General features: G+C 65.0%; 9 protein-coding genes. 5 read left to right on the top strand and 4 right to left on the bottom strand.

Annotation, left to right across the window (positions count from 1 at the left end):
* Positions 1-45: 45 nt before the first annotated feature.
* The 5 genes from VED21_RS08745 (at position 46) to VED21_RS08765 (ending at position 7,651) form a co-directional block, all read left to right on the top strand.
* Complete coding sequence (locus VED21_RS08745; protein WP_324881950.1) at positions 46-630, top strand: hypothetical protein; 585 nt, start codon at positions 46-48, stop codon at positions 628-630.
* 153 nt (positions 631-783) lie between these two features.
* Positions 784-2,616: a PHA/PHB synthase family protein gene (locus VED21_RS08750; protein WP_324881951.1), complete on the top strand. Its 1,833-nt coding sequence runs from the start codon at positions 784-786 to the stop codon at positions 2,614-2,616.
* 53 nt (positions 2,617-2,669) lie between these two features.
* The gene (locus VED21_RS08755; protein ID WP_324881952.1) at positions 2,670-3,749 is read left to right on the top strand and encodes an HlyD family secretion protein; all 1,080 of its coding nucleotides are present in this window, start codon (positions 2,670-2,672) and stop codon (positions 3,747-3,749) included.
* Positions 3,746-6,526 carry a ribosome-associated ATPase/putative transporter RbbA gene (rbbA, locus tag VED21_RS08760; RefSeq protein ID WP_324881954.1) on the top strand — a complete coding sequence of 927 codons (2,781 nt, stop codon included), beginning with the start codon at positions 3,746-3,748 and terminating at the stop codon, positions 6,524-6,526. The genes VED21_RS08755 and rbbA overlap by 4 nt, the downstream gene beginning before the upstream one ends.
* 3 nt (positions 6,527-6,529) lie before the next feature.
* A complete protein-coding gene (locus tag VED21_RS08765) occupies positions 6,530-7,651 on the top strand; it encodes an ABC transporter permease (RefSeq protein WP_324881955.1) in 1,122 nt (373 codons plus the stop codon).
* Positions 7,652-7,768: 117 nt separating this feature from the next.
* Here the strand turns inward: VED21_RS08765 and VED21_RS08770 are convergent, their stop codons facing one another.
* The 4 genes from VED21_RS08770 to VED21_RS08785 all read right to left on the bottom strand — a co-directional run.
* Positions 7,769-8,827, bottom strand: a complete 1,059-nt coding sequence (locus tag VED21_RS08770; protein WP_324881956.1) for an IS630 family transposase — start codon at positions 8,825-8,827, stop codon at positions 7,769-7,771.
* A 69-nt stretch (positions 8,828-8,896) separates the two neighbouring features.
* Positions 8,897-9,868, bottom strand: coding sequence for a riboflavin biosynthesis protein RibF (locus VED21_RS08775; RefSeq protein ID WP_324881957.1), 972 nt, complete (start codon positions 9,866-9,868; stop codon positions 8,897-8,899).
* Between the two features lie 76 nt (positions 9,869-9,944).
* Positions 9,945-10,580: a TetR/AcrR family transcriptional regulator gene (locus tag VED21_RS08780; RefSeq protein ID WP_324881958.1), complete on the bottom strand. Its 636-nt coding sequence runs from the start codon at positions 10,578-10,580 to the stop codon at positions 9,945-9,947.
* Between the two features lie 59 nt (positions 10,581-10,639).
* Positions 10,640-11,448, bottom strand: an 809-nt coding sequence (locus tag VED21_RS08785; RefSeq protein WP_324881959.1) for a biotin/lipoyl-containing protein, incomplete at its 5' end; no start/stop codon positions are given.

The following is an 11,448-nucleotide window of genomic DNA, read 5'->3' on the forward strand; positions in this document are numbered from 1 at the left end:
TCGCGGACGTTGAACACGATGTAGGCGAGGTTGGAAATTTCGGCCATGGCGTTTCTCCCCAAGCTGGGCCGTTCGGCGTTGCCCCCTCTAAGGCAAGCGCCGTGCCAGGAAGATGAAGGCCACGATTTGTGCGATGCAGCACGATCCGGAAACCATACGGAGCAACAACCGTTCGGCCGACAAAGCGATGTTCTGTGTGCATTTGCACAAGAAGCCCTGACCTCGCGGTGCGTCCAACTTTTCGAATTTTCAGCGCCGACGCATCCAGGGCCGTCTCAATTTTTTCAAGACACCTCCGCCGCGGTCGTGCTCGTACCGCCGGAGGTGCCTGCACTCACCACAACAGGCACGGCGACCTGCCGCCGGGCTTTGAACATGCCGGCCGCGCCGTTCGGGCCGCGGTGCCGGCGACCGTCTTCGCTCGGGATCGGCGCCATCCGCAGATTGGTGGCGGCCGTCCCGGCGATTGTCTTTGTGCCGCTGTTCTACCGCTTGTGTGTCGCAGACGGCGGAACGGCACAAGGCGGAAACCGCGGCCACGATGCGCCGGTTTCCAAGGACCGGACCAGACACCTGCGGCAAATAGACACGCTTGCCGATCCGGAAATGACGAAGGAGCCAGTGCTGTAGCCAAATAGATTCGTAGAGGACACTTCATGGATGGCAGACATACCGTGAGTGACCATGGGGCGCGCTTGATTGACCGTGAGTGCGGTGCAACACTGTCGTTGTACGTCGCGCAATATGTCCATCGGCAAAGCCGATGGAAGAAAGCGAGCTCGCATGGCACGCATCAATCGTGACGCCATGACCGCAGCCGGATCGCCGGTATCGCTACAGGGATCAGGGGGCGGTGGGCTGACCCTTGCTGGCACCGCGGATGTGCCGCGCACCTGTGCCGAGATCGGCGAAACCTGCGACCGGGCGCTGCATGCCGCCATGGCGCGCGTCACGCGCGGCCTGTCGCCGGCCGCACTCGCCCTGGCCGGCTTCGACTGGGCAACCCACCTCGTCTTCTCGCCGGGCAAGCGATGGGCACTTCTGAACGAGGCAGCCTGCAACGGCCTGAGCGCCATCAACCACGCGGCCGGCTGCGTCGCCGCTGGCTACGGCATCGCGGTTCCCCGTACCGATCCCCCGCTGCAAGATCCACGGTTCGCCGGCGAGGCATGGCAAACTTGGCCATTCAACCTTATTCACCAGAACTTTCTGCTCAGCCAGAAATGGTGGCACAGCGCCACCACAGGCATTGGCGGTGTCGCCCGGCAACATGAGGCGGCGGTCGAGTTCACCGCACGGCAGTTGCTCGATACCGTGTCCCCGTCCAACTTCCTGTTCACCAATCCCGAAGTCCTGGCCAGGACCGCGGAAACAGTCGGCGCCAACCTCGCGGTTGGGCTCGGCAATGTCCTGGAGGATGCACAACGCCTGCTGACGGGCGAGAAGCCCGTCGGCGCCGAGCGTTTCGTCGTGGGAAGAGACGTCGCCACGACCCGCGGCAGGGTCATCCACCGCAACCGCCTGATCGAACTGATCCAGTACGAATCGACAACCGGAACCGTGCGGCCCGAGCCGGTGCTGATCGTGCCGGCCTGGATCATGAAGTATTACATCCTCGACCTGTCACCCGCGAACTCATTCGTCCGCCACCTGACCGACCAGGGCTTCACGGTCTTCATGATTTCGTGGAAGAACCCGGACGAGGGCGACCGTGATCTCGGCATGGAGGACTACCGGCGCCTCGGCATTATGGCTGCGCTCAATGCGATCGGCGCCATGCTGCCCGGCCGCAAGGTGCATGCCATCGGCTACTGCCTCGGCGGGACCCTGCTCTCGATCGCCGCGTCGGCCATGGCGCGCGACGGCGACGACAGCCTGGCGAGCGTCACCCTGCTCGCCGCCCAGACGGACTTCACCGAGGCCGGCGAGCTGATGCTGTTCATCAACGAGAGCGAGGTCCATTTCCTCGAAGACATGATGTGGCGGCGTGGATTCCTCGACACCCGGCAGATGGCCGGCGCCTTCCAGATCCTGCGCTCGAACGACCTGATCTGGTCCTACGCCGTCCGCAATTACCTCATGGGCGAGCGCGAGCCCATGAACGACCTGATGGCCTGGAACGCCGACGGAACCCGCATGCCCTACCGGATGCATTCGGAATACCTGCGCCACCTGTTCCTCGACAACGATCTGGCCACGGGACGCCTGCGCGTCGACGGCAAGCCGATCTCCATCACCGACATCCGCGCGCCGATCTTCGCCGTCGGCACGGTGCGCGATCACGTGGCGCCGTGGCGCTCCACCTACAAGATTCACCTGCTGACGGACACTGACGTCACCTACGTGCTGACGTCGGGCGGACACAACGCCGGCATCGTCTCCGAACCGGGCCATCCCCGGCGCCGCTATCAGATCCTGTCACGGCTGGCCGACGATCCCTACGTCGATCCCGACACCTTCGAGAACGAGGCCCCGTACCAGGAAGGGTCGTGGTGGCCGGCGCTTTTCGACTGGCTGAAGGAGCGGTCCGGCCAGCCGGTGCTCCCGCCCGCCATGGGCGTTCCAGGACAGCCTCCGTTGTGCGACGCACCCGGCACCTACGTCCTTCAACCGTAACGGCCAGTTGGTTCCGGCCCAACCGACATCCCAAAGCAATCGGGCGATCCGTCATGCCATCAGCACGCAAGCCCTGGAAGACAATCACCGTCGCTGCCGTACTTCTGCTGGCGGCCGGCAGCGCCATTCTGGCGTGGCAGTCCCTGAGGACCAACGGGTCTTGGGACGGCATCGCCAGCGGCAACGGCCGCATCGAGGCCGTCGAGATCGATGTCGCCACACGGACGGCCGGCCGCATCAAGGACATCCTGGTGAACGAAGGCGAATTCGTCGGGGCTGGGCAGATCCTGGCCCGGATGGACACCGCCGTGCTCGAAGCGCAACGCAAGGAAGCCGAGGCGCAACTCCGGCAAGCCCTCATCGGCATCGAGACGGCACACAGCCTCGTCAAGCAGCGCGAGGCCGAGCGGGTGGCGGCGGTGGCCGTGGTGGCGCAACGCGAGGCTGAACTCGATGCGGCGCAGAGCCGCCTCGCACGATCCGAGCAGCTGGCGGTCCAGAACACCGTCTCGCGCCAGGTGCTCGATGACGACCGGGCGAAGACACAGGGCGCCAAGGCCGCTGTCAGCGCCGCCCAGGCCCAAATGGCGGCAAGCGAAGCCGCCGTCGGTGCCGCGCGGTCGCAGGTCGTCAACGCCGAAGCGGTGACGGAGGCCGTCCGCGCCACCATCCAGCGCATCGACGCCGACCTCGACGACAGCATCCTGCGTTCGCCGCGTGACGGGCGCGTGCAGTACCGCGTGGCACAGCCCGGCGAGGTCCTTTCCGCTGGCGGCCGGGTCCTCAACCTGGTCGATCTGGGCGACGTCTACATGACGTTTTTCCTGCCCACCGAAGCGGCGGGCCGAGTCAGGCTCGGGACCGAAGTCCACATCGTGCTCGACGCGGCGGCCGAATACGTCATCCCCGCCCAAGCCTCCTTCGTCGCCAATGTCGCCCAGTTCACCCCCAAGACGGTGGAGACGGCCGTGGAGCGCCAGAAATTGATGTTCCGGATCAAGGCGCGGATCGACCCCGAACTGCTGCGCAAGCACATCCGCGACGTCAAGACCGGGCTTCCGGGCATGGCCTACGCGCGGGTCGCCCCGCAGACCGAGTGGCCGCCCGCGCTTCAGGTGAGGCTGCCGGAATGAACGCCCCCGATCCCCCGGCCCCAATCGCCGCGCCGGCGCCGGTGGCCCGGCTGCGGAGCGTCGGCCTGCGCTACGGCAAGGCGAACGCTCTTGATGACGTCAGTCTGGACATCCCGGCTGGCTGCATGGTGGGGCTGATCGGCCCGGACGGAGTGGGCAAGTCAAGCCTGCTCGCGCTGATCGCTGGCGCCCGCAAGGTCCAGGCCGGACGAGTCGAGGTGCTCGGCGACGACATCGCTGATGCGCGGCACCGTCAAGCGGTCGGTCCACGCATCGCCTACATGCCGCAGGGGCTCGGCAAGAATCTTTATCCGACGCTGTCGGTGTTCGAGAACATCGACTTCTTCGGGCGCCTGTTCGGATATGGACGCGCCGAACGCAACCGCCGTATCGCCGAACTGGTGGAGAGCACGGGGCTGGCGCCATTCGTGGACCGCCCAGCCGGCAAGCTGTCGGGCGGCATGAAGCAGAAGCTCAGCCTCTGCTGCGCGCTGATCCACGATCCGGACCTGCTGGTTCTGGACGAGCCGACCACCGGCGTCGACCCGCTTTCACGCCGCCAGTTTTGGGAGCTGGTCGGCCGCATCCGCGCCGGCCAACCCGGTATGAGCGTGCTGGTCGCGACTGCCTATATGGAGGAAGCCGCGAACTTCGACTGGCTGGCGGCGATGGATGCCGGCCGGGTGCTCGCAACCGGCTCCCCGACGGACCTGCTCACGCGCACCGGCGCCGTCGCGCTTGAAGGGGCGTTCATCGCCCTGCTGCCCGAGGAGAAGCGTCGGGACCACCGGCCGGTGGAGATTCCGCCGCGCGACGACAGCGCGGACGGCGCGGTCGCCATCGAGGCGAAGGGCCTGACAAAGCATTTCGGCGACTTCGTCGCGGTTGACCACGTCAGCTTCCGGATCGGCCGTGGCGAGATCTTCGGCTTTCTCGGCTCCAACGGCTGCGGCAAGACGACCACCATGAAGATGCTCACCGGCCTTCTGCCGGTCAGCGACGGTCAGGCGTGGCTGTTCGGCCAGCCGGTGGACGCCAGGGACATCGATACCCGGCGCCGCGTCGGCTACATGTCGCAGGGCTTCTCGCTTTACACCGAACTGACGGTGCGGCAGAACCTCGACCTGCACGCCCGGCTGTTCCGGGTTCCGGACGATGCGGTCGCCGGGCGCGTCGCGGAAATGGCGCAGCGCTTCGGCCTGTCCGGGATCATGGACGCGCTGCCGGACACGCTGCCTCTCGGCCAACGCCAGCGCCTCTCGCTCGCGGTGGCGATGATCCACCGGCCGGAGATGCTGATCCTCGACGAACCGACATCCGGCGTCGATCCGGTCGCGCGCGACGCCTTCTGGCGGATCATGGTGGACCTGGCCCGCCGCGACGGCGTCACGATCTTCATTTCGACCCACTTCATGAACGAGGCCGAACGCTGCGACCGCATCTCGCTGATGCATGCGGGCCGCGTGCTGGTCAGCGACCCGCCCGCTGTCCTCATCGCGGGGCGCGGTGCCGCGACATTGGAGGAAGCTTTCATAGGCTATCTCGAAGACGCCGCGGCGAAAAGCGCGCCGGGCGAAGCGGCGCTGGGACTGGAGGCGCCGACCCGCGCGCCGGGCGAGGCGGAAACGCCCCGATCCGGTGACAAGGGACGTCACCGTGCGTTCGATCCCCGCCGCCTGTTCAGCTACGCCCGCCGGGAGACGCTGGAACTGCGCCGCGACCCGATCCGCGCGACGCTCGCCCTGTTGGGCAGCGTCATCCTGATGTTCGTGATGGGCTATGGCATCAGCATGGACGTTGAGGATCTGACCTTCGCCGTGCTGGACCGCGATCAGACCACCACCAGCCGCGACTACACGCTCAACATCGCCGGCTCACGCTATTTCATCGAGAAGGCACCGATCGCCGACTACGCCGACCTCGACCGGCGCATGCGGGCGAACGACATCAGCCTGGCCATCGAAATCCCTCCCGGCTTCGGACGCGACATGGCGCGCGGCAAACCGGTCGAGATCGCCGCCTGGATCGACGGCGCCATGCCGACGCGGGCCGAAACGTTGCGCGGCTATGTCCAGGGCATGCACAGCCAATGGCTCAGCGAGCGGGCGGCGGGCGGCGGGGCCGCCACCGCGCCGGCAACGATCGAAACCCGTTTCCGCTATAACCCCGACGTCAAGAGTCTGGTTGCCATGGTGCCAGCGGTGATCCCGCTTCTGCTGATGCTGCTGCCGGCCACGCTGACGGCCCTCAGCGTGGTGCGGGAGAAGGAGTTGGGCTCGATCATCAACTTCTACGTCACCCCGGTCAGCCGGTTGGAATTCCTGCTCGGCAAGCAACTCCCGTACATCGCGCTGGCGATGCTCAACTTCGTCCTGTTGGCCGGGCTCGCGGTCACTCTGTTCGGCGTCCCGCTGAAAGGCAGCATCGCCACGCTGACCATGGCGACGCTGCTCTACGTCACCGCCGCCACCGCGATCGGGCTGCTGATCTCCACCTTCATGCGCAGCCAAGTGGCCGCGCTCTTCGCCACCGCGGTGCTTACGATCCTGCCCGCAGTGCAGTTCTCCGGCATGATCAACCCGGTGTCGTCTCTGGAAGGAGGCGGTGCGCTGCTCGGATGGATCTATCCCACCACCCACTACCTGACGATCGCCCGTGGCACCTTCTCGAAAGCGCTCGGCTTCTCCGACCTGAGCCTGTCGTTCCTCCCGCTCCTGCTGGCCGTGCCGGTGCTGCTCGGGCTGAGCGTGGCGCTGCTGAAGAAACAGGAGACCTGAGCCATGCGCGTCACCAACATCGTCAATCTTGGTGTCAAGGAACTGCGCAGCCTCGCCCGCGATCCAATGATGCTGGTGCTGATCGTCTACTCCTTCACCCTTGCCATCTACACCGCGGCCACAGCGATGCCGGAGACGCTCAACAAGGCGCCGATCGCCATCGTGGACGAGGATCGCTCGCCGTTGTCCGCCCGCATCGCCGGTGCCTTCTACCCACCCTATTTCATTCCCCCGGCGATGATCAGCCAAGCCGAGATGGACGCCAGGATGGACGCCGGGCTCGATACCTTCGCGCTGGACATTCCACCTGATTTCCAACGGGACCTGCTGGCCGGGCGCATGCCCACCATCCAACTCAATGTCGACGCCACGCGCATGAGCCAAGCGTTCACCGGCAGCGGCTACATCCAGAGCATCGTCTCGGCGGAAATCGGGGAATTCGCCCAGCGCTACCGCGCCACCCCGACACCAGCTGTTGACCTTGTCCTGCGGGCGCGCTTCAATCCCGAACTCAATCACGCATGGTTCGGCGGCGTGATGGAAATCGTCAATCAGGTGACGATGCTGTCGATCGTGCTGACCGGCGCAGCTCTGATCCGCGAGCGCGAGCACGGCACCATCGAACATCTGCTGGTGATGCCCGTCACCCCATTCGAGATCATGACCAGCAAGGTCGTGGCCATGGCACTGGTGGTGCTCGGAGCCTGCGCCTTTTCGCTCATCGCCGTTGTGCAAGGACTGCTGGCGGTGCCCATCGAAGGCTCCATCGCGCTGTTCCTCGCCGGTACCGCTCTGCACCTATTCGCCACCACCTCAATGGGGATCTTCCTCGGCACGATCGCCCGCTCGATGCCACAGTTCGGCCTGCTGCTGATGCTGGTACTGCTGCCGCTGCAGATGTTGTCCGGCGGCACGACGCCGCGCGAGAGCATGCCGGAGCTGGTCCAGCTCGTCATGATGGCTGCGCCCACGACCCATTTCGTGGCGCTGGCGCAGGCCATCCTCTACCGTGGCGCCGGGCTCCCCGTCGTCTGGCCGCAGTTCGCCGCACTCGCTGTGATTGGCTCGGTCCTGTTCGGCTACGTGCTCACCCGCTTTCGCAGCACGATCGGCACGATGGTATAGAGGGCAGCAACGCGCGCCCGCATCACGGTCTTTCCAGAAGCCGTGCAACTCCCGCTACATCCCCTTCTCATACCGACGGCACGAGAACGCTTCTGCTGACAGCATTTGGTTGAGTTTTCAGGCGAACGCCGGCCACCAATGGAACAGGGTGCGGCCGCGGATCGTGTCTGGATCGTTGGTCAGGGCATTGCAGCGGTCGCCGAGGAGTTGGTCGAGGACGGCAAGATCCTCGATGTGATCGTTGGCGACTGCCTCGCGGGGCAAGGGCCAGAGGCATTCGGCCGGTTGCAATTCGGGGGAATACGGGGGCAGGACGAGCAACTCAATGCCCTCGGGAACGATCAGGTCGGTGGCGACGTGCCAGCCGGCACCATCGAGCACCAGGACGACCCGTTTGGCGGGCCCGGCTCCGACCTCACGCGCGAAGGTGGCAAGGATTGCGGTGAACATGGCCGTGTTGACCGCGTCGGCCAGAAACCAGACCACGTCGCCCCGGCTCGGCCTCACGAAGCCGTACACATAGCGCCATTGGAAGCGGTGCTGCCCCGCCGCTACGGGGCGCTGCCCGCGCGGTGCCCAAACCTTGCGGATCACCGGCTTCAAGCCGGCCCGGTGCTCGTCGAAGGCCCAGACCTCCAAGGCCCGCTCCGGATCCTCATGCAAAAGGGCCTGCATACGTGTCCGGAACCGGGCCTTGAAGGTTTCCTGCGCCAGCAAGTCCGCCCCGACATGGCGCGGTCGCGGCACCTGGCGGGTGAAGTTAAGCCGGTGCAGGTAGTTCAAAGCGCTGCGCACTGGCACCAAGCGCCCGAGCATGCCGGCGATCCATTGCGCCACCTTGCGCGCTGTCCACAGGCCGCGATCCGGCGGCGGGTCTTCGAGATCGGCGCGCAGGCGGTCACGGTGAGCGGCGTCGAGCAGCGGTCTGGCGCCGGGGTTGAAACGGCGCAGGTCACCCAGCCCCCCAACCCCGGCCTCGTTGTACCGTCCAATGACGACGCTGATCCACCGCTGCGAGTAGCCCGTCACCTCGGAGACGAACTGCGCAGAGCGCCCGGAGGTCAATAACCAGATGATCTGCAGATGCGAGCGGTGCGTGCCGTCCTTCTCTTCCCGGTAGAGGCGATACAGTTCCGCTTCGTCGAGATGACGGACCAAATGAACCTTGCTTCCCATGCCCAGGACATGGGTTTCCCGACGCCTCATTGGAACTGTTCACGTGCCATCGGTATCAGTGGATGCGCGTCAGGCTGCATGCTCGTGCGAAGGCAGATGCTCAACGTCCGCCGAGCTTAGACCGGACTGAAACCGGTCAAGCAGTCGAATGCGAACCGCGCGATCAGAAAAACAATGGGGCGGGGTGGGAACGTGCAACATGTCTCCGGCAGCACCGACGGCAACGGGAAACCCTGCAACGCTCCGGAGCGCACCATCCCATTGGGTGCGAGGTCCCTGGTCGCCAGTGATCTGCACATCGTACATACCGGGACCAGGGCGTTGCAAATCGCCCAGAGGGATCGCCAGGACACCGTCACGGCGCTGTGCCTGCCCCATGATCTCCCAGTGACGTCCCAGCATTTCAGTGGCGTCCGTGATCCGGCCTTCACGAAGGGCGCAACGCACCCGGCTTGACGAAATGATATGGCCGCCGGCATCGCGCACCGGCTCAACAGCCGTCACGCCAAAGCTCCTCGTGCGCCCCAGACGGCACAGAAGATCGACATCCCCGGTACGTCGCGCTCCGAAACGGTAATCCTCGCCAACGACGACGTGGGAGACTCCCAAGGCACCGACCAACACCGCGGCAATAAACTCTTCGGCTGTCAAGCTGGCAAAGTGGCGGTCAAAGTGCTGGACCAAAGCCCCTGCAATACCGTACCGCGCGATGGCCTCCAGCTTGACCAGGGCAGGCATGAGCTTTTGTGGGGCAATGCCGGGATTGAACACCCGCCTGGGGTGCGGATCGAACGTGAGGACCACGGGATAGGCGTTCAATTCCGCCGCTCGCGCGCGCGCAACGGCCAAAAGCTTCTGATGCCCTCTGTGAACTCCATCGAAGTTCCCGATCGCCACCACGCAACGGCGCGCAGCCTCAGGAACGTCGGCAAAATGCTGAGAGATCCACATCGCCGCCCCCACATCGAGTGCGCACCGGATGACATCCGGCGCCCAATTTCGCCACAAACCGAAGAAGACTATATCAACAAAGACAATCACGAATGAGTTTTCTATACTCAATTTTTACAGCCTTTTGCAATAACGCTTCCGTTCTGAAGCCCTATGTCTCGCAGCTCTATTTCATTGATTTCATAAACAACCCGACAGTCTCGCCAACCGAGCGCCTAGCCTCATCAACATGATGATGAATATCAAAGCCAAGAAGTGCGCGGGTCCGCAAATCACCCCGCACCATTCCTATGAAAGATGTTGCGAATAGCCATGTGTCGGACACATTTATTTCCCTTGATTTTACGGCGCGCTCCAAACATTCCGCGGCCGCATGAACAAACCTTCCTTCAACGGTGTCATACAGAAGCTGCGCTGATTCGGGCAATCTAACAGATCGGCAAGACAGCAAGCGAAGCATGGAAATGGCGCCGCCAGATATCATCGTGTTGATGTAAGACGTCCCAATCTCCGTAAGGGCTCTACGGACTCCGAGAGCATCCAAGCCGCCAAGACACTCAGACGCGGAAAGCACTTGGCATTCATTCGCAATGACGCACCTCAACAAATGATCTTTACCTTGAAAGCGCGCGTAAACCGTTGCTTTCGACACACCGGCTGCTTTTACCACAGCGTCAATGCTGACAGCATCATAGCCAAGCGAGAAGAACAGGCACTTTGCAGAAGCGAGAATCCGATCACTGGGAGGTGTGCGCCGAGAGCGGCATGCGCGCTGATCGGCTTCCGTCGGCTTGACGTTCACGGTTGTCCCCCAAGCATCAACCCAAGCCGCCGCATCTCTCGCCATGTTCGCTACCGCCGCTATGCCGCCAGCACCACCAGCAGGTCCTTGGTCTCCACGTTGTGGCCGGGTTCGGCGACGATGCGCTCCACCATGCCGGCGCGGTCGGCGCGCACGGTGGTTTCCATCTTCATGGCCTCCAGCGACACCAGCGCGTCGCCCGCCTCCACCCGCTGGCCCGGACGCACCAGGATGGCGCTGACCAGGCCGGGCATCGGCGCGCCGACCTGGTTGGCGTCGTGGTCGTCCGCCTTGGGGTGCGCCGGCCGCGCCGGGGTGACCGAGTGGTCCGCCACCTTGATCGTGCGCGGCTGGCCGTTCAGCTCGAAGAACACGGCGCGCCGGCCCTGCTCGTCCGCCTCGCTGGTCGCCAGATAGCGCACCAGCAGCGCCTTGCCCGGCTCCAGCTCGATGCTCACCTCCTCGCCCGCCTCAAGGCCGTGGAAGAACACCGGCGTGGACAGCACCGACACGTCGCCGTAGGCGGTGCGATGCTTGGCAAAGTCGGCGAACACCTTGGGGTACATCAGGTGCGAGGCGAGGCGCCGGTCGTCCACCGGCCCGCCTGCGGCCTTCGCCGCCTCCGCCAGCGCGGCGTCGAGGTCGAGCGGCGACATCGCAGCACCCGGCCGCACGGCCAGCGGCGCCGCGCCCTTCAGCACCTTGCGCTGCAGGGCCTCCGGGAAGCCGCCCGGCGGCTGGCCCAGGTCGCCGCGCATGAGCTGCACGACGGACTCGGGAAAGGCGATCTCCCGGACCGGATCGAGCACGTCGGCCTCGCTCAAGCCGCCGCTCACCATCATCAGCGCCAGGTCGCCGACCACCTTGG

This window comes from Azospirillum sp., assembly GCF_035627195.1.
Lineage (GTDB): Bacteria > Pseudomonadota > Alphaproteobacteria > Azospirillales > Azospirillaceae > Azospirillum.